At 62.4% G+C, this 26,461-nt stretch carries 24 protein-coding genes, 1 tRNA gene and 1 pseudogene; 13 read left to right on the forward strand and 13 right to left on the reverse strand.

Going from position 1 to position 26,461, the window contains the following annotated elements:
* The first annotated feature begins 41 nt into the window (after positions 1-41).
* Positions 42-2,459 carry a DNA topoisomerase (ATP-hydrolyzing) subunit B gene (gene gyrB / locus C8N32_RS09075; protein WP_107892667.1) on the forward strand — a complete coding sequence of 806 codons (2,418 nt, stop codon included), beginning with the start codon at positions 42-44 and terminating at the stop codon, positions 2,457-2,459.
* Positions 2,460-2,550: 91 nt separating this feature from the next.
* Here gyrB and C8N32_RS09080 read toward each other — a convergent pair whose 3' ends face one another.
* From C8N32_RS09080 to C8N32_RS09125, 10 genes are all read right to left on the reverse strand, one after another.
* Positions 2,551-3,783 carry an acetate/propionate family kinase gene (locus C8N32_RS09080; RefSeq protein WP_107892668.1) on the reverse strand — a complete coding sequence of 411 codons (1,233 nt, stop codon included), beginning with the start codon at positions 3,781-3,783 and terminating at the stop codon, positions 2,551-2,553.
* Positions 3,780-5,186 (reverse strand): bifunctional enoyl-CoA hydratase/phosphate acetyltransferase, encoded by a 1,407-nt coding sequence (locus tag C8N32_RS09085; protein WP_107892698.1) that lies wholly within the window; start codon positions 5,184-5,186, stop codon positions 3,780-3,782. Before C8N32_RS09085 ends, C8N32_RS09080 begins: the two co-directional genes overlap by 4 nt.
* A gap of 784 nt (positions 5,187-5,970) precedes the next feature.
* Positions 5,971-7,776 carry a succinate dehydrogenase flavoprotein subunit gene (gene sdhA, locus C8N32_RS09090; protein ID WP_107892669.1) on the reverse strand — a complete coding sequence of 602 codons (1,806 nt, stop codon included), beginning with the start codon at positions 7,774-7,776 and terminating at the stop codon, positions 5,971-5,973.
* Between the two features lie 16 nt (positions 7,777-7,792).
* Complete coding sequence (gene sdhD, locus C8N32_RS09095) at positions 7,793-8,164, reverse strand: succinate dehydrogenase, hydrophobic membrane anchor protein (RefSeq protein ID WP_107892670.1); 372 nt, start codon at positions 8,162-8,164, stop codon at positions 7,793-7,795.
* Positions 8,165-8,175: 11 nt separating this feature from the next.
* A complete protein-coding gene (gene sdhC, locus C8N32_RS09100; RefSeq protein WP_107892671.1) occupies positions 8,176-8,559 on the reverse strand; it encodes a succinate dehydrogenase, cytochrome b556 subunit in 384 nt (127 codons plus the stop codon).
* Positions 8,560-8,721: 162 nt separating this feature from the next.
* Positions 8,722-9,756: a MaoC family dehydratase gene (locus C8N32_RS09105; protein WP_107892699.1), complete on the reverse strand. Its 1,035-nt coding sequence runs from the start codon at positions 9,754-9,756 to the stop codon at positions 8,722-8,724.
* Complete coding sequence (locus C8N32_RS09110; protein ID WP_107892672.1) at positions 9,756-9,959, reverse strand: DUF1737 domain-containing protein; 204 nt, start codon at positions 9,957-9,959, stop codon at positions 9,756-9,758. The genes C8N32_RS09105 and C8N32_RS09110 overlap by 1 nt, the downstream gene beginning before the upstream one ends.
* Complete coding sequence (locus C8N32_RS09115) at positions 9,959-10,525, reverse strand: NnrU family protein (protein WP_107892673.1); 567 nt, start codon at positions 10,523-10,525, stop codon at positions 9,959-9,961. Before C8N32_RS09115 ends, C8N32_RS09110 begins: the two co-directional genes overlap by 1 nt.
* Complete coding sequence (locus C8N32_RS09120) at positions 10,522-11,382, reverse strand: HpcH/HpaI aldolase/citrate lyase family protein (protein ID WP_107892674.1); 861 nt, start codon at positions 11,380-11,382, stop codon at positions 10,522-10,524. Before C8N32_RS09120 ends, C8N32_RS09115 begins: the two co-directional genes overlap by 4 nt.
* A gap of 84 nt (positions 11,383-11,466) precedes the next feature.
* Positions 11,467-12,222 (reverse strand): sulfite exporter TauE/SafE family protein, encoded by a 756-nt coding sequence (locus C8N32_RS09125; protein WP_107892675.1) that lies wholly within the window; start codon positions 12,220-12,222, stop codon positions 11,467-11,469.
* Between the two features lie 159 nt (positions 12,223-12,381).
* On the opposite strand from C8N32_RS09125, the gene mdh reads away from it, so the two are divergent.
* The 9 genes from mdh (at position 12,382) to lpdA (ending at position 23,957) form a co-directional block, all read left to right on the forward strand.
* Positions 12,382-13,344, forward strand: a complete 963-nt coding sequence (gene mdh / locus C8N32_RS09130) for a malate dehydrogenase (protein ID WP_107892676.1) — start codon at positions 12,382-12,384, stop codon at positions 13,342-13,344.
* Between the two features lie 340 nt (positions 13,345-13,684).
* Positions 13,685-14,434: a class I SAM-dependent methyltransferase gene (locus tag C8N32_RS09135; protein ID WP_170106763.1), complete on the forward strand. Its 750-nt coding sequence runs from the start codon at positions 13,685-13,687 to the stop codon at positions 14,432-14,434.
* Between the two features lie 437 nt (positions 14,435-14,871).
* A complete protein-coding gene (gene sucC / locus C8N32_RS09140; RefSeq protein ID WP_107892678.1) occupies positions 14,872-16,065 on the forward strand; it encodes an ADP-forming succinate--CoA ligase subunit beta in 1,194 nt (397 codons plus the stop codon).
* Positions 16,066-16,069: 4 nt separating this feature from the next.
* Entirely contained in the window at positions 16,070-16,486 is a 417-nt protein-coding gene (locus C8N32_RS09145; protein WP_107892679.1) for a hypothetical protein, read from the forward strand.
* Positions 16,487-16,500: 14 nt separating this feature from the next.
* Positions 16,501-17,382, forward strand: a complete 882-nt coding sequence (gene sucD, locus C8N32_RS09150; RefSeq protein ID WP_107892680.1) for a succinate--CoA ligase subunit alpha — start codon at positions 16,501-16,503, stop codon at positions 17,380-17,382.
* A gap of 138 nt (positions 17,383-17,520) precedes the next feature.
* On the forward strand, positions 17,521-17,880 hold the full coding sequence (locus C8N32_RS09155) for a DUF805 domain-containing protein (RefSeq protein WP_107892681.1): 360 nt from the start codon (positions 17,521-17,523) through the stop codon (positions 17,878-17,880).
* Between the two features lie 3 nt (positions 17,881-17,883).
* On the forward strand, positions 17,884-20,853 hold the full coding sequence (locus tag C8N32_RS09160; protein ID WP_107892682.1) for a 2-oxoglutarate dehydrogenase E1 component: 2,970 nt from the start codon (positions 17,884-17,886) through the stop codon (positions 20,851-20,853).
* Positions 20,854-20,857: 4 nt separating this feature from the next.
* The gene (gene odhB / locus C8N32_RS09165; protein WP_107892683.1) at positions 20,858-22,342 is read left to right on the forward strand and encodes a 2-oxoglutarate dehydrogenase complex dihydrolipoyllysine-residue succinyltransferase; all 1,485 of its coding nucleotides are present in this window, start codon (positions 20,858-20,860) and stop codon (positions 22,340-22,342) included.
* Between the two features lie 226 nt (positions 22,343-22,568).
* The gene (gene lpdA, locus C8N32_RS09170; RefSeq protein WP_107892684.1) at positions 22,569-23,957 is read left to right on the forward strand and encodes a dihydrolipoyl dehydrogenase; all 1,389 of its coding nucleotides are present in this window, start codon (positions 22,569-22,571) and stop codon (positions 23,955-23,957) included.
* Positions 23,958-24,071: 114 nt separating this feature from the next.
* Here the strand turns inward: lpdA and C8N32_RS09175 are convergent, their stop codons facing one another.
* Complete coding sequence (locus C8N32_RS09175; RefSeq protein WP_201132347.1) at positions 24,072-24,722, reverse strand: GntR family transcriptional regulator; 651 nt, start codon at positions 24,720-24,722, stop codon at positions 24,072-24,074.
* A gap of 31 nt (positions 24,723-24,753) precedes the next feature.
* Positions 24,754-25,443 (reverse strand): M48 family metallopeptidase, encoded by a 690-nt coding sequence (locus C8N32_RS09180; RefSeq protein ID WP_107892700.1) that lies wholly within the window; start codon positions 25,441-25,443, stop codon positions 24,754-24,756.
* 111 nt (positions 25,444-25,554) lie between these two features.
* Between C8N32_RS09180 and C8N32_RS09185 the strand changes: the two genes are divergently transcribed.
* From C8N32_RS09185 to C8N32_RS09195, 3 genes are all read left to right on the forward strand, one after another.
* Positions 25,555-25,875 (forward strand): TIGR02300 family protein, encoded by a 321-nt coding sequence (locus C8N32_RS09185; RefSeq protein ID WP_107892686.1) that lies wholly within the window; start codon positions 25,555-25,557, stop codon positions 25,873-25,875.
* An 81-nt stretch (positions 25,876-25,956) separates the two neighbouring features.
* Positions 25,957-26,032, forward strand: a tRNA-Ala gene (locus C8N32_RS09190).
* A gap of 117 nt (positions 26,033-26,149) precedes the next feature.
* Positions 26,150-26,329 carry a hypothetical protein gene (locus C8N32_RS09195; protein WP_107892687.1) on the forward strand — a complete coding sequence of 60 codons (180 nt, stop codon included), beginning with the start codon at positions 26,150-26,152 and terminating at the stop codon, positions 26,327-26,329.
* A gap of 51 nt (positions 26,330-26,380) precedes the next feature.
* On the opposite strand, the pseudogene C8N32_RS09200 reads toward C8N32_RS09195, so the two are convergent.
* Positions 26,381-26,461: pseudogene (locus C8N32_RS09200) on the reverse strand (IS5/IS1182 family transposase); the annotation flags it as partial.

Genomic DNA, 26,461 nt, shown 5'->3' on the forward strand with positions numbered 1-26,461 from the left:
TGGCAGCCTATAAACTCGTAAAATTACCAAGGAAGGCTCGCATGGCCGAAAACGTACAGGCACAGCAGGAATACGGCGCCGATTCCATCAAGGTTCTCAAGGGGCTGGAAGCTGTCCGCAAACGCCCCGGTATGTATATTGGCGATACCGATGACGGGTCCGGCCTGCACCACATGGTGTACGAGGTGGTCGATAACGGCATCGATGAGGCGCTGGCCGGTCATGCCGACGAGGTAAGCGTGAAGATTCACGCCGATTCCAGCATCTCTGTCCGCGACAATGGCCGGGGCATTCCTGTCGATCTACATGCGGAGGAGGGGGTCTCGGCCGCTGAGGTCATCATGACCCAGCTTCATGCGGGCGGGAAGTTCGACCAGAACTCCTACAAGGTGTCGGGGGGCCTGCACGGTGTGGGCGTTTCGGTGGTGAACGCGCTTTCGGACTGGCTGGAACTGCGCATCTGGCGCGACGGAAAGGAACATTACGCCCGGTTCGAACGGGGCGAGACGGTCGAGCATCTGCGTGTCGTTTCAGAAGCCGAAGGGCGAAGCGGGACCGAGGTGCGCTTCATGGCGTCTCTCGATACGTTTTCCAGCCTGGATTACAGCTTTGCGGCCCTTGAAAACCGCCTGCGGGAGCTGGCCTTCCTGAATTCCGGTGTCCGCATCGTGCTTGAGGACGAACGCCCCTCCGAACCCCTGCGCGCAGAGATGCACTATGACGGCGGCGTGCGGGAATTCGTGCGTTACCTTGACCGCCACAAGGCAGCGGTGATGACGGACCCGATCTTCATGGCGGGGGAGCGGGACGGAATCGGTGTCGAGATTGCGATGTGGTGGAACGACAGTTACCACGAAACGGTCCTGCCCTTCACCAACAACATTCCCCAGCGTGACGGCGGAGCCCATCTTGCGGGGTTTCGCGGCGCGCTGACCCGCACCATCAATGCCTATGCGCAATCCAGCGGGATCGCCAAGCGCGAGAAGGTCAACTTTACCGGCGACGATGCCCGCGAAGGATTGACCTGCGTGCTGTCCGTCAAGGTGCCGGACCCGAAATTTTCAAGCCAGACCAAGGATAAGCTGGTCAGCTCCGAGGTGCGTCCCGCAGTTGAAAGCCTCGTGAATGAAAAGCTGGCGGAATGGTTTGAGGAAAACCCCAACGAGGCCCGGCAAATCGTCAGCAAGATCGTCGAGGCGGCACTGGCCCGTGAAGCCGCCCGCAAGGCCCGTGAACTGACCCGGCGCAAGACGGCGATGGATGTCGCCAGCCTGCCCGGCAAACTGGCCGATTGCCAGGAAAAAGACCCCGCCCACAGCGAGCTTTTTCTCGTCGAGGGGGACAGCGCCGGAGGGAGCGCAAAGCAAGGCCGCGCGCGGGCCAATCAGGCCGTTTTGCCCCTGCGCGGCAAAATTCTGAACGTGGAGCGCGCGCGTTTTGACCGGATGCTGTCAAGCCAGGAGATCGGCACGCTCATCACTGCGCTGGGAACTGGTATTGGGCGCGATGAATTCGATATTTCGAAGCTGCGCTACCACAAGATCATCATCATGACCGATGCGGATGTGGATGGGGCCCACATCCGGACATTGCTGTTGACGTTTTTCTTCCGGCAGATGCCTCAGATCATCGAGGGCGGCTATCTCTACATTGCGCAACCGCCACTCTACAAGGTGGCGCGCGGCAAGTCCGAGGTTTACCTGAAGGATCAGAACGCGCTGGAGGATTACCTTGTCCAGATGGGGGTCGAGGGCGCGGTGCTACGGCTTGGTTCCGGCGAAGAGATCGTCGGGCAGGACCTGACCCGGCTGGTGGACGAGGCCCGGCAGGTCCGGCGCATCCTGGCCGCCTTCCCCACTCATTACCCGGTCCATATCCTTGAGCAGGCCGCCATAGCCGGGGCCTTCCTGCCCGGCCAGCTGGATGGAGACCTTCAGGGGATTGCCGAAGACGTGGCCGAGCGGCTGAATCTTGTCGCGCTGGAATATGAACGCGGCTGGCAGGGCCGCCCCACCCAGGACCACGGTCTGCGTCTGTCACGCATGCTGCGTGGGGTGGAGGAGGTTCGCACGCTGGACGGCCCGGCGCTGCGCTCTGCCGAAGCCCGGCGGTTGGGCGGCCTGACCGGGAAACTGCAAGAAACCTATGGTGCGCCTGCAAGGCTGATCCGAAAGGATCGTGTGCAACCGATTCATGCCCCGAGCACATTGTTACAGGCAATCCTGTCCGAAGGTGAAAAGGGCCTGGCCCTGCAACGCTACAAGGGTCTGGGGGAAATGAACCCGGACCAGTTGTGGGAAACCACCCTGGATCCGGAGGCGCGCACGCTGTTGCAGGTGAAGATTGAAGATGTCGCCCAGGCGGATGAAGTCTTTACCAAGCTGATGGGCGATGTGGTGGAACCGCGCCGCGAATTCATCCAGCAAAACGCCCTGAGCGTTGCGAATCTCGATTTCTGAGACCGGGTGGGGCCTTGCCTCGATGATGTGAGAAGCCGGGCCCTTCAGGCCCGGCAAGGCCGAAACGCGCCGCCGCGTGCCGCGGGATATTTCAAGCGGGGTCCGGCCCCGCCTGACCGAGAGGTTTACCGCCCGCTTCCGGCATATTCGGGGCCTCGCGAAACCGCTTGATGGCCCGTGCGATCACAAGCTCTTCGCTGGTGGGAATCACCATTACCTGGATGCGGCTGTGATCCGGGGAAATGACCGTGGCATTTTCAGCATTGCGGTCAGGGTCTATCCCGATTCCGATCCAGCCCATGCCGTCACAGACCCGTTCCCGGACAAGGCGTGAGTTTTCCCCGATCCCTCCGCAAAACACCACCGCATCAAGTCCGCCAAGCGTTGCCGCAAGCGCGCCCAGCTCCCTGCGGATCCGGAAGACGAAATAATCTATCGCTTCTTCCGCTTCCGGGGTGCCTGCGGCTTCCAGAACGCGCATGTCATGGGACAGGTCCGACAGGCCCAGAAGGCCGGACTTGGAGTAGAACAGCTCGATAACCTCATCAAGCGCCATCCCCTCCTCCCGGAGCAGGTAGAAAATGATACCGGGGTCGATCTGGCCTGTTCGGGTGCCCATCGGCAGCCCGTCGAGTGCGGTAAACCCCATGGTCGAAGCAACAGAACGCCCGCCTTCCATGGCGCACATGGAGGCGCCGTTGCCCAGATGCGCCATCACCACCCGGCCCGCATGGAGCTGCGGCGCGATGCGGCGCAATTCCCCCGCGACGTAGTCATAGCTTAATCCGTGGAACCCATAGCGGCGGACCCCCCTTTCGTAATAGGCGCGCGGCAAGGCGAAGAGGTCGTTGACCTTTGGATGGTTGCGGTGGAAAGCGGTATCGAAGCAGGCCACTTGCAGGGCGTCCGGGAATTCGGCCATGGCGGCCTTGATACCGGCGATGTTATGGGGCTGGTGCAGCGGTGCGAATGGGGCAAAACGGGAGAGATCGTCCAGGAGGTTGTCAGACACGATCCGGGGGGCAGCGTAGGCCGGGCCGCCATGTACCACGCGATGTCCCACGGCCACCACTTTGGCCGAAGGCACCTGGCTGTGCAAAAGCGCAAATGCCGCAGAGACTGCGCTGCGGTGGTCCGCAGGTCCGCGTTCGGAAGAGGCGCGGGTTATCGTTGTCCCGTTACAGGTGAATTTCAGCCGGAGGGCTGTGCCGATATTTTCCACGATACCGAAGCCCAGTTCGATGGGCGGGCCCTCGATATCGAACAACCCGAATTTCAAGGAAGACGAGCCGACATTCAGGGTAAGAGCAACGGGCCGGGTCATTGCCAGGGGGCCTCCGCCATATCGGTGCCGCAGACATGGGCCTGATACAGGGCCGCCACCGCGCAGGATGCAAGCCGTGACATACGTCCGTCCGCGCGGCTGTTCAGGATTACTGGCACCCTGGCCCCCAGGACCAGCCCCGCGCCTTCGGCGTGGCTGATATAGGCCAGCTGCTTTGCCAGCATGTTGCCCGCGTCGATCCCCGGAACGACAAGGATATCCGCCCGCCCGGCAACTTCGGAGGTGATCCCCTTGGTGCGCGCGGCGGTCAGGCTGATGGCGTTGTCCATTGCCAGGGGGCCATCGACCAGCCCACCCCGGATCTGGCCACGTTCGGCCATCTTCGAAAGCAGCGCCGCATCGACCGAGGATTGAATTCCGATGTTGATGGTTTCGACTGCGGACAGAACGCCGACCCGCGGTGTCGCGATCCCCAGTGCCAGCGCAAGGTCGATCGCGTTCTGCACGATATCGACTTTGGTGGCGAGGTCCGGAGCGATGTTGATGGCCGCATCGGTCACCATGATCGGCGCCGGCATGCCGGGGACATCCATGACGAAAACATGGGTGAAGCGGCGCCCCACCCGCAGCCCGTTTGTTTTGTCGAGCATCGGTTTCAAAAGATCGTCGGTATGCAGGTGCCCCTTCATCACCGCCGCTGCGCGCCCGCTGTTGACCAGCGCGCAGGCGGTTGCTGCGGCGTCGCGGGGGTGGGTGGCGGCCAAAAGCTCAAACCCGGTAATGTCAGTATCGCTTTCGGCGGCCGCCGCAGAGATCTTTTGCGGGTCGCCAACCAGGATCGGTGTGATGATGCTTTCCTTCGCCGCCAGCAATGCGCCCCCGAGAGAGTTCGGCTCCTGCGGGCAGACGACAGCGGTGGGAATTGGTGGCAGAGACCGGGCGCGGTCGAGGAGCGCCTCGAAATGGCGGTGGCGCTGAACCACCAGACCGGGCAGGTGCATGTCTTCGAAGGCGGCGTATTTTGGCGGCGCGATCACCTCGGCCTCGCCGCTCAGGATCAGGGCGTTGTCACCGATGCGGTGAATCGCGGTTTTCAGCGTAACGGTCCCGTCCGTGTGCTTTTCCGTCACTTCGACATGGATGCGAATTTCTTCGCCGGCATGGGCGCGCGTTGCAAAATTCAGCGTCTGACGGCGGTAAAGCGTACCCGGACCGGGCAGTTGCATCCCCAGAACGGTCGCCACCAGGGAGGCAATGAACATTCCCGGCGCCACGGCTTCGGCAATGCCGTCCCCATCGCCGTCTTCCCTGGGAAGATGCATCGGGTTGTGGTTGCCCGTGGCGGCGGCGAAAACGTACAGATCGTCAATGGTCAGAAGGCGACGCATCTCTGCGCTGTCCCCGATCTTCAGTTCCGAAAAGGGATGGTTTTCGATCCTCATGTCTTGGTCTCCGTCGGGTTGCCGCCACATGTGACCGGCGGGGTGGCCCTTTCCGCAAGATCACAGGGGGTAAGCAGAGCGCCTTGTCCCATATGCGGCAAGGTCGTGGCTGTTGGGCCGGAAACGAATCGCGCGGCCCCGAACCCACAGCCCCTGTTGTATTTGCCTGGAAAGTGAAGCGCCCCATGATCTTCTTTCGCCGCCCCGTAAGCCGGTGCGAAGTTGCCGCGTACATATTCAAGCCTGTGTGCGGCAGACGTTCAATCCCGCCCCGGTTGCAGGGATTGTGGCGACGGGGGGGCGTAGCCAATTGGCCACAATGCCCCTGGATCCGAGCCTGGCGGCGCTTCAAAGCGTATGGCTGCGGCCCGTGTACGGCAATCCGACCGAAAGAGTGCGAATACCCCGATCCATATCTCTGCCCGGCGGGGTCAGGGCCTGAAAACCCCGCCGAATCTGCGCGGCGAACAGAACGGAATTCATACGGTTTCGTGTGGTCCAGAAGGCGGCCCCCGAAGGTTGGCCCCCGTCCCGGGCGGCGGGCCGCACTATGATACGTTCAGATCTTGAAACTGCTTTGGCGGGCATCGGCGGAATGGCCGGTCTTCGTCAAACCCTGAAGAGCCGCAGAGCTCCCGATGCCGTGTCACGGCCGCGAGCCCGGCCAGAAAGACCGCCGGAGCCTGAAGATCATCTAAATCTCAAAACGGATACAGCAAAAGCCATCCACGCGATTTCCCGATCGCGGTGAAACGGCGCCACTGTGTGGTGGCACCGCTTGCGCCTAATAGACCCGCGCCTTCGGGGCGATTTTTTTCATGTCTATACCACCTGCATCCTGCCCGGTCAGCGGTTCCAGATGTACCGGGCGGTAGGCCAGGGTTACATCGGTTCCGTTCACCCAGGACAGGGAATGCTTGCGCCAGTTCTCGTCGTCGCGGTCGGGGTAGTCCTCATGGGCGTGGGCACCGCGGCTTTCCTTGCGCGCTTCGGCGCTGACGATGGTGGCCAGCGCATTGGGCATCAGGTTGGTCAGCTCCAGCGTTTCCATAAGATCGGAGTTCCAGATCAGTGAGCGGTCGGTCACTTTCAGGTCGTCCATCTTGGACGCAACGCCGGCCATGTTCTCGCAGCCTTCGGCCAGTGTCTTGTCGGTACGGAACACGGCGGCATCGGCCTGCATGGTCTTTTGCATCTCAAGCCGCAGTTCCGCGGTGGCGACGGTACCATTGGCGTAACGCAGCCCGTCGAAACGCTCCAGGGCCTTGTCGATCGAGGCCCGGTTGGGTGTCGGGACTTCGGATTTCGGGTCGACGACCTTGCGGGCACGGATTGCGGCGGCGCGGCCGAACACCACGAGGTCGATCAGCGAGTTCGATCCAAGCCGGTTCGCGCCGTGCACGCTGGCGCAGCCGGCTTCGCCCACGGCCATCAGGCCCGGTGTGACGCGGTCAGGGTGGTCGGGGGTCGGGTCCAGAACTTCACCCCAGTAGTTGGTGGGGATACCGCCCATGTTGTAGTGCACCGTCGGCAGCACCGGGATCGGTTCCCTGGTGACATCGACGCCGGCAAAGATGCGCGCAGATTCCGAAATGCCCGGCAGACGTTCGGCCAGGGTCTCGGGCGGCAGGTGCGACAGGTTCAGGTGGATGTGGTCCCCGTGGGCGCCGACCCCGCGCCCTTCGCGGATCTCCATCGTCATGCAGCGTGAAACCACATCGCGGCTGGCAAGGTCTTTATAGGTCGGGGCGTAACGCTCCATGAATCGTTCGCCCTCGGCGTTGGTCAGGTAGCCGCCTTCGCCACGCGCCCCTTCGGTAATCAGGCAGCCCGCGCCATAGATGCCGGTGGGGTGGAACTGCACGAACTCCATGTCTTGCAGGGGCAGCCCCGCGCGCGCGACCATGCCGCCGCCATCGCCGGTACAGGTGTGGGCCGAAGTGGCTGAAAAATAAGCCCGCCCATAGCCGCCGGTGGCCAGAACCACCATTTTCGCGGCAAAAACGTGCAGCGACCCGTCATCCAGCTTCCATGCAATCACGCCCTGGCACCGGCCGTCTTCGGACATGAGAAGGTCGATGGCGAAATACTCGATGAAGAACTCCGCCTTCTGCTTCAGGGATTGTCCATAAAGCGTATGCAGAATCGCGTGGCCGGTGCGGTCGGCGGCGGCGCAGGTGCGTTGTACCGGCGGGCCTTCACCGAACTCTGTCGTGTGGCCGCCAAAGGGGCGCTGGTAAATCTTGCCGTCCCCGGTCCGCGAGAACGGCACGCCGTAATGTTCCAGTTCGTAAACGGCCTTGGGCGCTTCACGGGCAAGATATTCCATCGCGTCCGTATCGCCCAGCCAGTCAGAGCCTTTTACCGTGTCGTACATGTGCCATTGCCAGCTGTCCGGGCCCATGTTGCCAAGGCTGGCGGCAATCCCGCCCTGCGCGGCGACGGTGTGGCTGCGGGTGGGGAAAACCTTGGTCACACAGGCGGTGCGCAGGCCCTGCTCCGCCATGCCCAGCGTGGCGCGCAGGCCCGCGCCGCCAGCCCCCACCACGACCACGTCATATTCATGCACTTCGTATTCGTAAGCGGCCATAAACGGTCTCCGTCGGTTACATCGCAATGCGGATGACGGCGTAGATGCCGGTCGCCATCGCGGTGTAGGTGATGCAGGTCGTCGCGATCAGAAGCGTTTTGCAGAACAGACCGCGGGTGTAATCTTCGATGGCGACGGTGACACCGCGCTTGAAGTGATGCAGCCCGACCCAGAAGGTCAGCAGGGCGACCATGGCGGGGAAGGGGCGCGAGAATGTGGAGATCGTGTCCGCGTGGCTGCCGCCCAGCGCGGAGCCGAAGAAATACACGAAAAACGGGACCAGCCCGACCAGCGCAACCGCGCTGACGACCGTTTGCCAATGCTCCTGTGTGCCGGAGCGGGCACTGCCGAAGCCCTGGGCCAGTTTGCGGTTGGTGACGTAACGCATGGCGGAATTCCTCATATGACCAGCACCGTCAGCAGAGTCAGGACACCGGAGCCGACGATCACGGCCATGCCCAGCTTTTGCGCAGTTTCAAGCTCCAGCCCGTGGCCGGTATCCCAGATCAGGTGACGGATTCCCGCGAGGCCGTGATACCACAGCGCCCAGAGAGACAGGAACATTACGCCATCCCCCAGCCACGAGGTCAGGAACCAGTTGGCGCGGGCATAGGCTTCGGGACCTTTCGCGGCGGCGATGAACCACCAGACGATCAGAATCGCTCCGACGATCAGCGCGTTTCCGGTGATCCGGGTGAAGATCGAGGTGACCGAGGTAATCTGGGGCCGGTAGATCTGGAGGTGGGGAGACAGGGGCCGGTTCCCCCGGTTCAGTTCAGGCATGGCTGTCCCTCTCTGGCGACCTATTGTTGCGGCTGTGATAACGTTTTTTTTGCCGGAGTCACTGCTTTCACGACTTTCGGCGGCAAATTTTTGCGACGATCGGGGAAAATCCACACTTTGTGATCACGCACGCCGCACACGTGATCACAAATACTGCGCGCGTCACCGGGGGATAAGAACCCAGTAATCGAGATCCAGAAGCACATGCGGCAGGTACTTGCCATCCTCGCCGCGCAGCATCCCCGGAATACCGCCCGCCTTGCACGCCACGAGCCGCAGCCGCAGCGCCCCCACACCCGGAGCAGCGGTTTCTGCCTTGTCCAGAATTTCCGTCCAGGCCCGGACGGTATCCCCGGCAAAGCAAGGATTGGCGTGGGCACCACCGTTCAGCCCCACGATCATCTGCGCGTTCGCCAGCCCGTTGAAGCTGAGCGCCCGCGCCACAGAGATGACGTGCCCACCATATATCAGCCGCCGTCCATCTTCACGGAAAGTGGCATCGAAATGTACCTTGGCGGTGTTTTGCCACAGACGTGTGGCCTGCATGTGTTCGGCTTCCTCGACGGTGACACCATCGACATGGTCGACGATCTCACCCACCTCGTAATCAGACCAGCGGTGGGGCTCCCCGGCCAGGGAGAAATCGTAGTCGCTGAAATCCAGCCCCTCGGGAAGCACCAGGTCCTGCGCCGCGACGGCTCCGGCCAGTTCGGGGATTGTCGCTTCCGGGGCGGGGAGATCCATGTTCCGTTTGCGGACCATGACCCAGCGGACATACTCCACGACCAGTTCGCCGCGCTGGTTCACGCCGCGGGTGCGCACCCAGACCACGCCGGACTTGCCGTTGGAATTCTGCTTCAGCCCGATCACCTCGGAGTCCGAACGCAGCGTATCCCCCGGATAGACGGGAAGATGCCATCGTCCCTCGGCATATCCGAGATTGGCCACCGCATTCAGGGAGATGTCCGGCACGGTCTTTCCGAAGACCGTATGGAAGGCGATCAGGTCATCCAGGGGGGCGGCGGGCAGGCCGCAGGCGCGGGCGAATTCGTCAGAGGAATAAAGCGCGTGCCGTGCCGGATAAAGCGCGTGGTAAAGCGCCCGTTCCCCCCCGGAGAGGGTGCGCGGCACCGCGTGCGCGATCACCTGCCCGATACTGTAATCTTCGAAAAAGCGGCCCGGATTGGTTTTGGCCATCATAAAATCCCCAGCTTCATGTCGGGCGCATAGCTGCCCTCGATCTCTTTCACCACCGCCTGCGCGCATCGCATCCGCCCGCTGACCGGGTCATGGGCATAAGCGGGGGAGCCATAAAGCTCCCACCCTTTGGAAAGCGCCTCTGTCACCTTGTGGCAAAAGGCGGCGGTGTCTTCCTCGGTCAACAGGCGGTAGGCACGCATCAGCCCACCATCGGGAAGGGCCGTACGCCCAGCCACCAGTGAATGGCGGTGGCGACGCCGTAAAGCACCAGCGCAATCAGCCCCAGCCGCAGGTCGCCCTTGAGGGTGCCGCCTGTCCAGCGCACATATCCCGTGTCTTGCCGGTTGATGAGCACGATTGCCGCAAGAGCCCAGACCCCAAGCCCGCCGAACAGGACGATCGAGGCCAGATCGCCGTTCACCAGGAGGTGTGCAATGGTCCAGAGCAGGAAGCCGATCAGCATCGGATGGCGTATCGCGCCGCGCAGGTGGCTTTGAGAATTGCCGACCCCGAACAATGCGATGGCAATCAGCATCAAGGTATTGTTGACATGTACCGCCCAGTCCGGCGCCACATACAATATCGGCGCTGTGTTCCCCTTGTACCCCACCACCATCAGCACGACAGAAGCCGCCAGCGCCACGGCGAACAGCGCCTTGGACGCATTCCCCATCTTGTCTTGCAGTGCCCTGCGTGCGTCGGGGGCGAGGCGTTTGAACAGGTGCGCGGTGCTCCATAACAGGACGCCCAGAATGATCAGGCTCATGCAGATTCCTCCAACTCAGCAATTGCGGCCGCCCTGGCCAGCGTTTCCCTTGCCGTCACGATATGCAGATTCTCGACAATACGGCCATCCACAACCGCGACGCCCTGCCCGGCGGCCCCGGCCTCCTCGAAGGCCGCGATCTGGCGGCGGGCCAGATCGATCTCGGCCTCTGTCGGGGCGAAGGCGCGGTTGGCACTGGCGACCTGCGCGGGATGGATCAGCGTCTTGCCATCGAAGCCGAGGTCACGGCCCTCATCGCATTCGGCCCACAGGCCGTCTTCGTCTTTGAAGGCATTGTAGACGCCGTCGATTGCCACCACCCCGTGGGCGCGTGCCGCCAGCAGGCAGTGCGACAGGCTTGCCATCAGCGGCAGGCGGTCCGGGCGGTAGCGGCACCCCAGTTCCTTGGCGAGGTCGTTGGTCCCCATCACGAAACCGGCCAGGCGCGGGTGTGCGGCCAGGGCTTCGGCATTGAGCACGCCGCGTGGGGTTTCCATCATCGCCCAGAGCGGCACATCGGGGATGGCGGCGGCGAGATCGTCAAGCTGTGCGGTGGTTTCCACCTTGGGCAGCAGAACGGCATCGATATCCGCCCCCTTCAGCGCCGCCACGTCCTCCCGGCCCCACGGGCTGTCGAAGCCGTTCACCCGGACGATTTTTGCCCGCGGGCCATAGTCGGCACTGGCCAGGGTTCGCACCAGCAACGCGCGTGCGGCGGGCTTTTCCTCGACGGCGACGGCATCCTCGAGATCGAATATGATCGCATCCACTGGCAGGGTCCGGGCCTTTTCCAGCGCCCTTTCCTTCGATGCGGGAATATAAAGAACAGAGCGGAAAGGCCGCTTGCGTGGATCCATGATTCTTCCCCTTGAGTTATTTTGTTGCGAAAAACACCACAGGAGCGTCACATTGTGCAAGCCGATTTTGCCGCATTGCAGAAATCACGTGAGGGCATCCCAGATCAGCTTTCCCCCCGAGAGGCTCAGGAGAACATAGGTCAGGGCAAAGAAAATGTGGTCCGGCACCAGCCAGTGCGCCCGCACACCCAGCCACGCACCCAAAAGTGCCGCGGGGGCCAGCAGCACATCCGCGACAAGGGTTTCCCAGGTAAATACGCCCAGAATACCATAGGGGAGCGCCTTCATCAGGTTGATTGCCCAGAAGATCAGGACGGTGCTGGCCTGATAGGTGGTCTTCCCCATTCCCTGCGCCAGCAGGTAGACGGCCACCGGGGGGCCGCCCGCATGGCTGACAAAGCTCGCGAACCCCGCAACGACACCGGCCAGCACTCCGCCCGCGGGCGGAAAGGGCTGCCCGCGCGGACGCAGCAACCGGACCTGTGCCGCCAGTTGGAACCCTACGAAGCCAAGTGCCAGCACCCCGATCAGAAAGCGGAAGAAATCCGCCGGTGCCACGGTATAAAGCGCCGCACCCAAAGCCACCCCCGGCACCCCGCCCAGGATGACCGGCCGCGATGCCGCCCAGTCCCACCTGCCCCAGAAGGGGCGCAGCGTGGCGACATCAACCAGCATCAAGAGCGGCAGCATCACACCCAGCGCCACCGCCGGTTCGACGACGAGGGCCAGAATCGGGGTTGCGGCAAAGGCCGCCCCGGAGCCGAATCCCCCTTTCGAGATTCCGGCAAATACAACGGCCGGAACGGCAAGGGAGAAAAAGGTCGCATCGAAAAGGGTCATTTCGGACCTCGAAAAGCTTCATGTTTTTGTATTGTTAGCGCAGGCGTTCCATCCCGCAAGCCGGGCGCGCATGCCGCGGCGCGGCGGGGCAGGCTTGCGTGGCGCGCGCGGAAAGATTACCCAACAGACCACCGAGAAAACAGTTCAGGGACTTTACTCATGGCCAGACCCAAGATTGCCCTCATCGGCGCCGGCCAGATCGGCGGCACGCTCGCCCATCTCGCTGCGCTCAAGGAGATGGGGGACGTCGTGCTGTTCGACATCGCTGATGGCGTACCCCAGGGCAAGGCGCTCGATATCGCCGAGTCCGGCCCCTCCGAAGGGTTCGACGCGACGCTGAAAGGCACCACCGATTACGCCGATATCGCGGGCGCGGATGTCTGCATCGTAACCGCCGGTGTCCCCCGCAAGCCGGGCATGAGCCGCGATGACCTGCTGGGCATCAATCTCAAGGTGATGAAGTCCGTGGGGGAAGGTATCCGCGACAACGCCCCTGACGCCTTCGTGATCTGCATCACCAATCCTCTCGATGCGATGGTCTGGGCGCTGCAGCAATATTCGGGGCTGCCGCCCGAAAAGGTGGTTGGCATGGCCGGTGTTCTGGACAGTGCGCGCTTCCGCCATTTCCTCAGCACCGAGTTCAACGTCTCGATGCGCGACGTCACCGCCTTTGTGCTGGGCGGCCATGGCGATACGATGGTTCCGCTGACCCGCTATTCCACCGTGGCGGGTATTCCGCTGCCCGATCTGGTGGAAATGGGCTGGACCACACAGGAAAAGCTGGACGCGATCGTGCAGCGCACCCGTGACGGTGGCGCCGAAATCGTCGGCCTGCTGAAGACCGGCTCCGCGTTCTACGCCCCGGCCACCAGCGCCATCGAAATGGCCGAGGCTTATCTGAAGGACCAAAAGCGTCTGCTGCCCTGCGCGGCCTGGGTGGACGGTGCATTGGGCCTGAACGGGATGTACGTGGGTGTGCCGACCATCATCGGCGCTGGCGGGATCGAGCGGGTCGTGGACATCAAGCTCAACAAGGATGAGCAGGCGATGTTCGACAAATCGGTCGATGCGGTGAAGGGTCTGGTAGAAGCCTGCAAGGGCATCGACCCGAACCTGGCGTAAGACCCTGCACATCTTCCCCCGGCGGGTGCCGCCGGGGGTTATGTTGGGCGCCGGGTGGGGTTGGCCCGTGCGTCGCGACCGACCGGGGTAGCGGAGAAACCTCTGCCCGAAGCCGCTCACCCTGCCCGGCGGGAGGGCTGCCCCGCAACCAAGGGTCATGACAATATCCCGCAACGGTATACAGCGGGTCAGGAATTGTCGGCCCGGCCCTCCGTCAGTGCGTACCGTTAGAAAATCCAGGCATGCCACGGGGATGGGGCATGCCACGCCCCGCATGTCCGGGGGGCGGAACTGTTTTGTAGACCTCCCCCCGGAGATCGTTTACGACTTTGTCAAAATAATGTTCCGCGAGGCGAAGATGAAAAGCTTCAGAACTGTTATGAGAGAGTATCGCTTTCAAGGTGACAGTATCACAGACGACCTGAAAGAAAAATATCGCTACGAAGGTGATCTGGGCCGCCTTTACGCCGAACATGATGGGCCGCTTATCCAGAAATGGCACCACTATCTTCCAGTCTACGAAAAGTATCTGTCGCGCTATCGGGGAACAGGATTCCGCTTTCTCGAAATCGGTGTTTCCGGTGGGGGGTCCCTGCATCTCTGGCGGCACTATTTCGGCGACGACGCGACGATCATGGGGATCGACATCAACCCCGACTGTCAGGCGCTCGACGGTCAGTCAGGCATGGTTCGGATCGGGTCGCAGGATGACGAAGCCTTCCTGAACCGTGTCGTTGAGGAAATGGGCGGCGTCGATGTCATTCTCGATGACGGCAGCCACCGGATGGAGCACGTCAGCAAAAGCTTGCAGGTCTTGTTCCCTAAACTCTCCACGCCTGGGCTCTATCTTGTCGAAGACTTGCATACGGCGTACTGGCCGAAATATGGCGGCGGCCTGGACGCGCCGACGAACTTTTTCAATATCGTCAAACCTCTCGCCGACGACATGCATGCCTGGTTGCATGAGGGCCCGGCGAAGGTGCCCGGAATCGGCAATGCGATTACCGGGATTCACCTCTACGATTCGATGCTCATCCTGGAAAAGGATGAGGTCCACCCCCCCGCCCATTCAAGGATTCGCGGCGGCTAGGGCAGGATGTTACTGCCGTGGTCTCCGGATTCCGGCGCGGCAGTTAAAAAGGACAAAGCCTTTGCAAGAATTCCCCTGTGCCCGTCCGGGCGTCGGATACGGCGCCGTGTGGCAGCGTTGCAAGGGGGGCTGCTGCAGGGGAATTGCGGAGAGGGTGGCTTTTCCGAACGTCCGCTTTTCATGGTCTCCCGCGTGTCATCGGAAATGCCCGCCGGGACGCAATCGGCGTTGCCGCCGGTGATGCGAATCACGGATTTCACAAGCGCCCCCACTGCGCCAAGTTGTCTCACACCGGCGTCGTGATCACGCCCGCCTCCAGTGTGATCACAAATTGTGGAAAAATCTTGGAAAAGTAGAATCAGGGTCGAAAGCTCTTTAAACCGACTGCGTTCCTGTGCCACATCTGGAAACGGTAAGCACCAGCATGGGACAGCTTGATGAACATTCATGAATACCAGGCGAAGGCGCTTCTTCGCAGTTATGGGGCGCCGGTCTCCGACGGCCAGATCGTCACCCGCGCGGAAGAGGCGAAAACCGCGGCGGGCAAGCTGGATGGCCCGGTCTGGGTGGTAAAGGCCCAGATTCATGCCGGGGGGCGTGGCAAGGGCCGCTTTGCGGAAGCCGAAGCCGGAGAAAAGGGTGGTGTACGCCTGACCAGATCGGTGAGCGAGGCCGCCGAAGAAGCCCGGAAGATGCTGGGCCGTACCCTTGTGACGCACCAGACCGGCCCGGCGGGCAAACAGGTCGGTCGCGTTTACATCGAGGAAGGCTCCGGTATCGCGCGTGAGCTTTACCTCGCGCTGCTGGTGGACCGTCAGACAAGTCGCGTCGCGTTCGTTTGCTCGACCGAAGGCGGCATGGACATCGAGGAGGTCGCGGCGGCGACGCCCGGGAAGATTCTGTCCTTCAGCGTCGACCCGGTGACCGGCTATCAGCCCTATCATGGCCGCCGCATCGCCTTTGCGCTGGAGCTGGAGGGCCAGCAGGTCAAGCAATGCGTGCGTCTGATGGGTCAGCTTTACAAGCTGTTCATGGAAAAAGACTGCGAGATGCTGGAGATCAACCCGTTGATCGTCACCGATGTGGGCGACCTCAAATGCCTCGATGCCAAGATGGGCTTCGATTCCAATGCGCTGTACCGGCATGAGGACATCCTTGCCCTGCGCGACGAATCCGAAGAGGACCCCAAGGAGCTTCAGGCTTCCCGGTACGACCTGAACTACATTGCCCTGGAGGGTGAGATCGGCTGCATGGTCAATGGTGCCGGCCTGGCGATGGCGACGATGGATATCATCAAGCTTTACGGGGCCGAGCCGGCCAACTTCCTGGATGTGGGCGGCGGCGCCACCAAGGAAAAAGTGACCGAAGCATTCAAGATCATCACCTCGGACGAGAACGTCAAAGGTATTCTGGTGAACATCTTCGGCGGGATCATGCGCTGCGATGTCATCGCCGAAGGCGTCGTGGCCGCGGTGAAGGAGGTGGGCCTTCAGGTGCCGCTGGTCGTACGGCTGGAAGGGACCAACGTGGAGAAGGGCAAGGCCATCATCAATGACTCCGGCCTGAACGTGATCGCTGCGGACAACCTGTCCGACGCGGCGGAGAAGATCGTGAAGGCGGTGAAGGGGTAGGAGCATGAAAACCGGATTTTTTGCCTGTACAATTGCATTGGGGTTCATGACCCAATTCGCCCAAGCCGGTGCGATCGACACGTTTCGCCAGATCTGTGTTTCAAATGCCGGAAACCCCTCGGCAATCATAGCGGCGGGTAACAAGGCTGGCTTTGGAATGGAGAAGATGGCAGTTGGGGCGATTGGATTTCGCACGAAGACCGATGAAAGTCTGCAGGTCAATGTCGCGACGAAGCACAAATTCGAATGTGCCGTGACAACATCCGACATGGCTAACTTCGAACAGGTGCGTGCCGATTTTTTCAAATCGCTCGGGCTGAAACCGAAGAGAGGCACCGCACGGGGTATTATCGGCGGCAAGACCTATACATTCCTTCATGACACCAGAGGCGGCGAAGCCTTTGTGATGTTCTCAAACTGAGGAGAAACGCCAAGATGGCCGTTCTTGTCGACGAAAACACCCGGGTGATCTGCCAGGGCTTCACCGGTTCGCAGGGGACCTTCCATTCCGAACAGGCTATCGCCTACGGGACGAAAATGGTTGGCGGCGTGACACCGGGCAAAGGTGGGCAGACCCATCTGGACCTGCCGGTCTTCAATTCCTGCCATGAGGCGGTGGAAAAGACCGGAGCGAACGCCTCTGTCATCTATGTGCCGCCGCCCTTCGCGGCGGATTCGATCCTCGAGGCGATCGATGCCCGGATCTCGCTCATCGTTTGCATCACCGAGGGCATTCCGGTGCTGGACATGATGACCGTGAAGCGTGCGCTTGAGGGGTCGGACTCCACCCTCGTCGGGCCGAACTGTCCCGGTGTCATCACCCCCGACGCCTGCAAGATCGGCATCATGCCCGGTCATATTCACAAGCGGGGGTCGGTTGGTGTCGTGTCGCGCTCCGGTACGCTGACCTATGAGGCCGTCAAGCAGACCACCGATGTCGGTTTGGGGCAATCCACCTGTGTCGGCATCGGCGGCGACCCGATCAAGGGGACCGAACATATCGATGTGCTGGAGTGGTTCCTGGCCGATGATGAGACCCGCTCGATCATCATGATCGGCGAGATCGGCGGATCGGCCGAAGAAGAAGCCGCACAGTTCCTGAAGGATGAGGCCCGGCGCGGACGTCGAAAGCCTGTGGCCGGTTTCATCGCCGGGCGCACCGCACCGCCGGGCCGCCGCATGGGCCACGCGGGCGCCATCGTCGCCGGAGGGAAAGGCGGTGCCGAAGACAAGATCGAGGCCATGAAATCCGCCGGAATCGTCGTGGCCGACAGTCCCGCCCACCTGGGCGAGGCCGTGCTGAAGGCGATCGGGTAACCCCGACCGCCGAAGGGAGAGAGAAGCGTGGGCTGTACAGCCGCCACCAGAACTTGCCTTGGCAAGACCTTCAGGATTTCCGGGTGCGCACCGTGCCCGGAGTTTCGTGGAGCCTTACTTCCTGTTTTGCCGGGTACGATGCTGACCGGAAGCCTTGCCCGGACCCTGTCCGGGCCGGTGGGAGCGTCGCTGATCTGCGCGGTTGTCATCTTTGCCCTTTCGGCAGACCGCCGCCGGATGCAAGAGACCGGTCGTTCGGGCCTTTGCCTGCTCTGCTCCCTCATCATGATGGCCGGTATCGCGAGCGCCGCAAGTTTCATGGGCGGATTTGCCGGGACGGCGCGTGCCCGGGCCGGGTCTCCGTTTTTCGGCGGCGCCGGCATTTTCCCGATGGCGGCATCGTTCGTTCTGGCTGTCCCGCCGCTGCTGATCCTGTGGCGGCTGCCCCTGCTGTCCCGCCCTGGCCCAAACCGATACGGTCCCCAGCCCACGAGGTAAAAAATGACCGACCAAAGCCCCAACGATGCCTTCCATGGTTCAAGCTTCCTTCAGGGGCACAACGCGGAATACATCGAACAGCTGTACGCGCGTTACGCCAATGACCCCGCAGCGGTTGACGAGGCCTGGCAGCAGTACTTCAAAAGCCTCGGGGACGATGAGGTCACCGTTAAGCGCGAGGCGTCCGGCCCTTCCTGGGCGCGGCGTGACTGGCCCCCGGCGCCCAATGACGAACTGACCGCCGCGCTGGACGGCCAGTGGCCCGGTCCTGCCCCGGTGGCGGAAGCCAGGGCGGTGGAAAAAAAGATCCGTGAGAAGGCACAGGAAGCCGGTGCAGAGGTTTCCGACGAGGAGATGAAGCGCGCTGTGCTCGACAGTATCCGTGCGCTGATGCTGATCCGGGCGTTTCGCATCCGGGGTCACCTTGAGGCGCATCTTGATCCGCTGGGGCTGCGCAACCCCGATCCCCATCCGGAGCTGGACCCGGCCGCCTATGGCTTCACAGAGGCCGATCTCGATCGGCCGATCTTCCTCGACAACGTTCTGGGGCTTCAGGTTGCCTCGATCCGGGAAATCCTGACCATCGTTCGGCGGACCTATTGCGGCACCTTCGCATTGCAATACATGCACATCTCCGACCCGGAGCAATCCGCCTGGCTGAAGGAACGGATCGAGGGCTATGGCAAGGAAATCACGTTCACCCGCGAGGGGCGGCGTGCCATTCTCAACAAGCTTGTCGAAGCCGAGGGTTTCGAAAAATTCCTGCATGTCAAGTACATGGGCACCAAGCGTTTCGGCCTTGACGGCGGTGAGGCGTTGATCCCCGCGATGGAGCAGATCATCAAGCGCGGCGGTGCGCTGGGGGTACAGGAAATCGCCATCGGCATGCCGCACCGCGGCCGGCTGAGCGTGTTGGCCAATGTGATGGGAAAGCCATACCGTGCGATCTTCAACGAATTCCAGGGGGGCAGTTTCAAGCCCGATGACGTGGATGGGTCGGGCGACGTGAAATATCATCTTGGCGCTTCCAGCGACCGTGAATTCGACGGCAACAAGGTGCATCTGTCCCTGACCGCGAATCCCAGCCATCTTGAGGCTGTGAATCCCGTTGTTCTGGGCAAGACCCGCGCCAAGCAGGCACAGGAAAACGACCCTGATCGCAAGAAGATCCTTGCCGTTCTGCTGCACGGGGATGCCGCTTTCGCCGGCCAGGGCGTGGTGGCGGAATGCTTTGGTATGTCGGGGCTGGTGGGGCATCGCACCGGCGGCACGATCCACATTGTTGTCAACAACCAGATCGGGTTTACCACAGCGCCGCATTTCTCGCGCTCGTCGCCTTACCCTACGGATATTGCGCTGATGGTGGAGGCCCCGATCTTTCACGTCAATGGCGACGACCCGGAGGCCGTCGTACATGCGGCCAAGGTGGCGACCGAGTTTCGTCAGAAATTCGGCAAGGATGCGGTGATCGACATGTTCTGCTATCGCCGTTTCGGCCACAATGAGGGGGACGAACCGATGTTCACCAACCCCCTCATGTATCAGAAGATCAAGAAGCATAAAACCACGCTGCAACTTTATACAGAGCGCCTGGTCGAGGACGGGCTGATCCCCGAGGGGGAGATCGAGGACATGAAGGCCGCGTTCCAGGCAATGCTTAACGCCGAATTCGAGGCCGGCAAGGATTTCAAGCCTAACAAGGCCGACTGGCTGGACGGGCGCTGGTCCCATATCCGGCGGGGCGGCGGAGACGACTACCAGCGTGGCGACACGGCGATCGGCGAAGAAACCCTGCAAGCGATCGGGCAGGCTCTGACCAGCGCGCCCGAGGGTTTCGCGATGCACCGCACAGTGTCACGCCTGCTGGAGACCAAGCGCGAGATGTTCGCCTCCGGCAAGGGGTTTGACTGGGCGACCGCCGAGGCGCTCGCTTTCGGCGGCCTCCTGACCGAAGGATACCCGGTCCGTCTTGCCGGGCAGGACAGCACGCGCGGCACCTTCAGCCAGCGGCACTCTGCGTTCATCAGCCAGGAAACAGAGGAGCGGTATTATCCGCTCAACAACATCCGTAAAGGCCAGGCCCATTACGAGGTCATCGATTCGATGCTGTCGGAATATGCGGTCCTGGGCTTCGAATACGGCTATAGCCTGGCCGAGCCTAACGCGCTGGTGATGTGGGAGGCTCAGTTCGGCGATTTCGCCAACGGCGCGCAAATCATGTTCGACCAGTTCATCTCCTCGGGGGAGCGTAAATGGCTTCGGATGTCAGGGCTGGTGGTGCTTTTGCCACATGGTTTTGAGGGCCAGGGGCCGGAGCATTCCTCCGCCCGGCTGGAGCGTTTCCTCCAGCTTTCCGCAGAGGACAACTGGATCGTCGCGAACTGTTCGACACCGGCGAATTATTTCCACATCCTGCGCCGGCAGCTGCACCGCGGCTTCCGCAAGCCGCTGATCCTGATGACGCCGAAATCGCTTCTGCGCCACCGGCTGGCTGTGTCGCGGGCGGAAGATTTTCTCACGGGGTCCTCCTTCCACCGCGTGCTCTGGGATGATGCAGAGATGCCGAACGCGGCGCACAGGCTGCAACCGGACGACAAGATACGCCGCGTCGTGCTGTGCGCCGGCAAGGTCTATTACGACTTGCTGGAGGAACGCGACGCCCGCGGAATCGATGACGTCTACCTGATGCGGGTGGAGCAGTTCTACCCGTTCCCGGCGCTCAGCCTGGTGAAGGAACTCACCCGCTTCAAGGGGGCAGAGATTGTCTGGTGTCAGGAAGAGCCAAAGAACCAGGGTGCCTGGACGTTCATAGAACCGAACCTCGAATGGGTTCTCAAACGGATCAACGCCACCCATGACCGTCCGCGCTATGCCGGGCGGGCGGCGGCGGCTTCGCCCGCGACGGGCCTGGCCAGCCAGCACAAGGCACAACAAGCCGCGCTCGTGAATGATGCGCTGACAATCGAAGGATAAGCATATGTCCACTGAGGTCCGAGTTCCGACACTTGGCGAAAGCGTCACCGAAGCCACGGTTGCCACCTGGTTCAAGAAACCCGGTGATCCGATTGCGGTCGATGAGATGCTGTGCGAGCTGGAAACCGACAAGGTAACGGTGGAGGTGCCCTCCCCCGCCGCCGGTATTCTGGGGGAAATCGTTGCTCAGGAGGGCACAACCGTTTCGGTCGATGCCCTGCTGGCGGTCATTTCCGAAGGTGCGGCCAAAGCCGCCGCCCCTGCATCCGGCCCCGCCAAACCGGCCAGCGTGGATGGGGCTAAACTGGATATCATGGTCCCGACCCTGGGTGAAAGTGTGACCGAGGCCACGGTTGCCTCGTGGTTCAAGAGGCCCGGTGACGCCATCGCCCGTGACGAAATGCTGTGTGAGCTGGAAACCGACAAGGTTTCCGTCGAAGTGCCTGCCCCCGCCTCCGGCACGCTGGGTGAGATCCTTGCCGACGAGGGTGCCACCGTGGCCGCAGGCGCCAGACTTGCGGTCATGATTGCGCGGGACGCTCCGCAAGATAGTGCCGCGCCCTCGCCCTCGCCCGCTGCCGCTCCGGCGAATGGCAAGGGTATCGAACATGCGCCCTCTGCCCGCAAGATGATGGCCGAAAAGGGGCTCCGCCCCGACCAGATCACGGGTTCGGGCCGCGATGGGCGGATCATGAAAGACGATGTCCGGCGCGCGGCCCAGGCCCCGAAACCGGAGCCGGCCCCTGCTCCCACCCCGGTGCCCCGCGCGCCCGTCGCCGCGGAAGACGAAGCCCGCGAGGAGCGGGTCCGCATGACCCGCCTGCGCCAGACCATCGCCCGGCGCCTGAAGGACGCCCAGAACAGTGCCGCGATGCTGACCACTTACAATGAGGTGGACATGTCCGGTGTCATGGCGCTGCGGCGTGAGTACAAGGATCTGTTCGAGAAGAAACACGGCGTCAAGCTGGGCTTCATGTCATTCTTCACCAAGGCCTGCTGCCACGCGCTGCGCGAAGTCCCCGAGGTCAACGCCGAAATCGACGGCACCGACATCGTTTACAAAAACTTCGTGCATATGGGGATCGCGGTGGGCACGCCGACAGGTCTGGTCGTTCCGGTTGTGCGCAACGCCGACCAGATGGGCTTTGCCGAAATCGAGAAGAAGATCGCCGAACTGGGGATCCGCGCCCGCGATGGCAAGCTGAGCATGTCTGAAATGCAGGGCGGCACCTTCACCATCTCCAACGGCGGGGTCTACGGGTCGCTGATGTCGTCGCCGATCCTGAACCCACCGCAATCGGGTATTCTCGGCATGCACAAGATTCAGGACCGACCGGTGGTGGAAACCGGTCAGATCGTCATTCGTCCGATGATGTATCTGGCGCTGAGCTATGATCACCGGATCGTCGACGGCAAGGGTGCGGTAACCTTCCTTGTCCGCGTGAAAGAGGCGCTGGAAGATCCCCGCCGCCTTCTGATGGATATCTAAGGCAGCGGGGGCCCTCGGCCCCGATCTCCGCGATGGTCGGTTTCACCCACTCCTCCCCCCTGCCGCGCACCGGCCCCGCCCGGATACGGGCCACGGGATTGCTTTGGCCAAATATCCTCGGGGGGGAGGGCCAGCGGCCCGCGGGGGGCAGACAGCCCCCCGTCCCCGGCAGGCCATGCGCCGGCGCGTATCGGCATTCTCCCAATTGCCCCCAAAGGAGGCTCCAATGGCAAGCTATGACGTCATCATTATCGGCTCCGGTCCCGGCGGCTATGTCTGCGCGATCCGCTGTGCGCAGCTTGGCCTGAAAACGGCTTGTGTCGAAGGGCGGGAAACCCTTGGCGGGACCTGCCTTAACGTGGGCTGTATCCCATCCAAGGCTCTGCTGCATGCGTCGCACCAGTTGCACGAGGCGGAACATAATTTCGTCCATATGGGCCTCAAGGGGAAATCTCCTTCGGTCGACTGGGACCAGATGCAGGCCTACAAGGGCGACACCATCGCCCAGAACACCAAGGGGATCGAATTCCTGTTCAAGAAAAACAAGGTCGACTGGCTGAAAGGCTGGGCTTCGATCCCGCAAACCGGGCAGGTCAAGGTTGGCGAAGAGACCCATACCGCAAAGCACATCGTCATCGCGTCCGGGTCGGAGCCGGCCTCTCTTCCGGGGGTGGAGATCGACGAGAAGACCGTCGTTACCTCGACCGGGGCGCTGGCCTTGCCGAAGGTGCCGAAAAAACTGGTGGTGATTGGCGCGGGCGTGATCGGGCTGGAGCTTGGGTCCGTCTACGCGCGTCTTGGGGCTGAGGTCACGGTGCTGGAATTTCTTGACCAGATCACCCCCGGTATGGATACGGACGTGGCCCGCAGTTTCCGTGCGATCCTGAAAAAACAGGGTCTCAACATCATCACCGGCGCGGCCGTGCAGGGGACCGAGGCGCTCAAGACCAAGGCCAAGGTCACCTACAAGCTGCGCAAGGATGGCAGCGACCACCAGATCGATGCCGATGTGGTCCTGGTCGCCACGGGGCGCAAGCCTTACACCATGGGGCTTGGCCTCGACGGGCTTGGGGTGAAGCTGTCCGACCGTGGTCAGATCGTTACGGACAGCCACTACAGGACTTCCGTGGAGGGGCTTTATGCCATCGGGGATGTAATTGACGGCCCTATGCTGGCCCACAAGGCCGAAGATGAGGGTATGGCCGTAGCCGAAGTCCTTGCCGGGCAGGCGGGGCATGTGAATTACGACGTGATTCCGGGTGTCATCTATACCCACCCGGAGGTTGCCAGCGTCGGCAAGACCGAGGATCAGCTCAGGGAAGCGGGGCGCGCGTACAAGGTCGGAAAGTTTTCCTTCATGGGGAACGGTCGGGCCAAGGCCGCCCTTGCCGCAGAAGGCTTCGTAAAGCTCCTTGCCGACAAGGAAACCGATCGTGTTCTGGGGGCTCATATCATTGGTCCTGCGGCGGGAGAACTGATCCACGAAATCTGTGTGGGCATGGAATTCGGCGCCGCGGCGGAAGACATCGCCCGCACCTGTCACGCCCATCCGACCTTCTCGGAGGCCGTGCGCGAAGCGGCGCTGGCCTGTGGCGACGGACCGATTCACAGTTGAACGGAGGCGCGCGGGGCGGGACAAGCCACGCCCCGCGCCGATGCGGCCGACAGGGAAAGAGAGCGCCAAGACCGTCCGATGAAACCTACGCCACCCGTCACGGCTTGGCGGGGGTTATGCCGTCAACAACTTCAACCCCTGCGCGACATCCGTGCGTACCGCAAGGCGCAGCCCCGGCTCGTCGCCTGCCTCCAGCGCGGCGAGAATTGCCCGGTGATGATGGGGGGGGTCGGTTCGGCCAAGGCGTCCGTAAAGCGCGCGCATCGTTGGCCCCAGTTGCAGCCAGACGGTTTCGGCAATCGCGAGCATCGCCGGGGCCTGAGCCCGCAGGTACAGCGACCGGTGAAATTCCAGGTTCGTGCGGATGTAGCCTACCGCGTCCCCCCGCAGGGCAAGCTCCCCTATGGTGATGTTCAGTGCCTGGAGGCGTTCGATCAGGGCCATGTGCGCACGTGGCAGCGCGCGGCTGGCCAGTTCGGGCTCCAGCAAGGCCCGCAGGGCGGACAGTTCTTCGATCCGCTCCGGGGAAAGAGCGACTGTCGCCACCCGTCCTGAAGCCGAAAGGGACAGCGCCCCTTCCGCCACCAGACGGCGTACGGCTTCGCGCGCGGGGGTCATGGACACGCCGAACTGCCGCCCGATCCCGCGCAGGGTCAGTGCGGCGCCGGGCGTCAGTTCGCCATGCATGATCTGGGTGCGCAACGTGCGGTACAGCCGGTCATGGGCCGCCGTGCCTGCTTCGCCCGGCCGGGATTGAGTCAACATCGGGCAAATGTGATCACGAATCGGGAAAAGGTCAATCGCCGAACCGAATCCGGTACAATCCCGCGCCGTTTTCCCGCAGCCATATCCGATGTTCTGCGTGGTCGGGGCAAAGACGTGCGACGAGCGCCCAGAAGGCGGGGGAGTGATTCATTTCCTTCAGATGCGCAACTTCGTGGGCCGCGACATAGTCCAGCACCGCAGGTGGGGCCATCACCAGCCGCCAGGAAAACATCAGGTCCCCCCGCGATGAGCACGACCCCCAGCGCGACCGGGTATCGCGCAGGGTCAAACGCCCCGGTACCGCGCCGAGATGGTCGGCATGTCGGGTGACAGCCGCAGAAAGCCTTTCCCGCGCCAGAGTCTTGAGATAAGCGCGCACCCGCGCCCCGGCCTGGGCTGCGGGCACCTCCAGCCGCCCAGGCCCCCGGCGAACGGCGGCATGCCCCGTGCCGGGGACGAGACGCAGTACCACCCCCTCCACTGGAATCTCTGCCCCGATTCCCACGCGCAGCTCTGCCGGGCGCGCCCTGAGGTGCTCGCGAATCCAGCTTTCCTTGTCACGCAAGAATGCCAGCCCCTCGGACCGTGGTGCGTGAAGCGGCAAGGTCAGTGTCACACGGCCATCGAAGCGGGAGATTCGCAGGCTCATCCGCCGCGCCCGGGCCGACCGGCGAAGGGTCACTTCGAGAGGGGGATCGCCGGGAAGGCGCGCGTCATCCATGCCCACGTCCCCCACGGCACAAACCGCGCCCATAAAGGCTTTGACAGACCGGGGGACTTGTGGCAGGTGGCTGCAACCGCAAAACCTTTGAGACGTTTTCAAGAGGACATCATGCCCAAGGAAGAATGGGGCGTAAAGCGCGTTTGCCCGAATTGCACGACACGCTTCTATGACCTGCAGCGTGACCCGATGACCTGCCCCGCCTGTGGCAACAGCTTCTCCGCCGAAAGCCTGCTGCCGTCCAAAAACCGCACGCTGGCGGGCAGCAAGTCCGCGTCCAAGGTCGTCGCTGACGATCTGAGCGATGAAGACGATGTCATTGATGACGACGACAGCGATGTCGATCTGGACGATGACGTTCTGGATGACGACGATGAAGATGTCTCGCTGGACGACATCGCGGATGTGTCCTCCGATGAGGACGATAACTAAATTGCCGGTCCCCTGTTTTTTCGCTTGATCTGGGGGACGGGCTTTCATAGATAGCGCGGGCAGACGGAAATGTCCGCATTCGGGGCCATAGCTCAGTTGGGAGAGCGCTTGCATGGCATGCAAGAGGTCAGGGGTTCGACTCCCCTTGGCTCCACCAAATCCCGTGTGAAAAGTATCAGATAGTTCTACCCTTTTCGTCAGAGGATTTGCCTCTGCCGCGCCGGCAGGTGCTTTTTTCCTTTCGAAAGCTCCTGCTGCACTCAGTCCGCGCCGTTTGGCCGTGTTGATCGACCCTGTCGAGCCCAAGGATGGTCCATGGGCCGTCAGCGACCGGCTGAAACGCGACCTCGCAATCCGCGCGCTGCGGATGGCGATTACCTTGTGCCAGCCGCCGCCCGGATGCGATCGCCACACTGATCGCGGCTCGCAATATTTCAGCCACTTTTACCAGTAGCTCCTACGCAGGCATTACTTCGAGGTCTCGATGAGTGGCTAGGGTCAGGATTCATAACCAGTAGATGACGAGGGCGGCGAGGGCGATGGCCGAAAGGAAGACCTTCGGGCACCGGTCATATCGGGTGGCCAC

The organism is Rhodovulum imhoffii, assembly GCF_003046545.1.
GTDB classification, from domain to species: Bacteria; Pseudomonadota; Alphaproteobacteria; order Rhodobacterales; family Rhodobacteraceae; genus Rhodovulum; species Rhodovulum imhoffii.

What these genes read in the sequence shown, in the direction of transcription:
- gyrB (WP_107892667.1), top strand. Translation starts at nt 42, where the DNA reads ATGGCCGAAAACGTACAGGCACAGCAGGAATACGGCGCCGATTCCATC.
- C8N32_RS09080 (WP_107892668.1), bottom strand. Translation starts at nt 3,783, where the DNA reads ATGACCCGGCCCGTTGCTCTTACCCTGAATGTCGGCTCGTCTTCCTTG.
- C8N32_RS09085 (WP_107892698.1), bottom strand. Translation starts at nt 5,186, where the DNA reads ATGAGGATCGAAAACCATCCCTTTTCGGAACTGAAGATCGGGGACAGC.
- sdhA (WP_107892669.1), bottom strand. Translation starts at nt 7,776, where the DNA reads ATGGCCGCTTACGAATACGAAGTGCATGAATATGACGTGGTCGTGGTG.
- sdhD (WP_107892670.1), bottom strand. Translation starts at nt 8,164, where the DNA reads ATGCGTTACGTCACCAACCGCAAACTGGCCCAGGGCTTCGGCAGTGCC.
- sdhC (WP_107892671.1), bottom strand. Translation starts at nt 8,559, where the DNA reads ATGCCTGAACTGAACCGGGGGAACCGGCCCCTGTCTCCCCACCTCCAG.
- C8N32_RS09105 (WP_107892699.1), bottom strand. Translation starts at nt 9,756, where the DNA reads ATGGCCAAAACCAATCCGGGCCGCTTTTTCGAAGATTACAGTATCGGG.
- C8N32_RS09110 (WP_107892672.1), bottom strand. Translation starts at nt 9,959, where the DNA reads ATGCGTGCCTACCGCCTGTTGACCGAGGAAGACACCGCCGCCTTTTGC.
- C8N32_RS09115 (WP_107892673.1), bottom strand. Translation starts at nt 10,525, where the DNA reads ATGAGCCTGATCATTCTGGGCGTCCTGTTATGGAGCACCGCGCACCTG.
- C8N32_RS09120 (WP_107892674.1), bottom strand. Translation starts at nt 11,382, where the DNA reads ATGGATCCACGCAAGCGGCCTTTCCGCTCTGTTCTTTATATTCCCGCA.
- C8N32_RS09125 (WP_107892675.1), bottom strand. Translation starts at nt 12,222, where the DNA reads ATGACCCTTTTCGATGCGACCTTTTTCTCCCTTGCCGTTCCGGCCGTT.
- mdh (WP_107892676.1), top strand. Translation starts at nt 12,382, where the DNA reads ATGGCCAGACCCAAGATTGCCCTCATCGGCGCCGGCCAGATCGGCGGC.
- C8N32_RS09135 (WP_170106763.1), top strand. Translation starts at nt 13,685, where the DNA reads ATGTTCCGCGAGGCGAAGATGAAAAGCTTCAGAACTGTTATGAGAGAG.
- sucC (WP_107892678.1), top strand. Translation starts at nt 14,872, where the DNA reads ATGAACATTCATGAATACCAGGCGAAGGCGCTTCTTCGCAGTTATGGG.
- C8N32_RS09145 (WP_107892679.1), top strand. Translation starts at nt 16,070, where the DNA reads ATGAAAACCGGATTTTTTGCCTGTACAATTGCATTGGGGTTCATGACC.
- sucD (WP_107892680.1), top strand. Translation starts at nt 16,501, where the DNA reads ATGGCCGTTCTTGTCGACGAAAACACCCGGGTGATCTGCCAGGGCTTC.
- C8N32_RS09155 (WP_107892681.1), top strand. Translation starts at nt 17,521, where the DNA reads ATGCTGACCGGAAGCCTTGCCCGGACCCTGTCCGGGCCGGTGGGAGCG.
- C8N32_RS09160 (WP_107892682.1), top strand. Translation starts at nt 17,884, where the DNA reads ATGACCGACCAAAGCCCCAACGATGCCTTCCATGGTTCAAGCTTCCTT.
- odhB (WP_107892683.1), top strand. Translation starts at nt 20,858, where the DNA reads ATGTCCACTGAGGTCCGAGTTCCGACACTTGGCGAAAGCGTCACCGAA.
- lpdA (WP_107892684.1), top strand. Translation starts at nt 22,569, where the DNA reads ATGGCAAGCTATGACGTCATCATTATCGGCTCCGGTCCCGGCGGCTAT.
- C8N32_RS09175 (WP_201132347.1), bottom strand. Translation starts at nt 24,722, where the DNA reads ATGTTGACTCAATCCCGGCCGGGCGAAGCAGGCACGGCGGCCCATGAC.
- C8N32_RS09180 (WP_107892700.1), bottom strand. Translation starts at nt 25,443, where the DNA reads ATGGATGACGCGCGCCTTCCCGGCGATCCCCCTCTCGAAGTGACCCTT.
- C8N32_RS09185 (WP_107892686.1), top strand. Translation starts at nt 25,555, where the DNA reads ATGCCCAAGGAAGAATGGGGCGTAAAGCGCGTTTGCCCGAATTGCACG.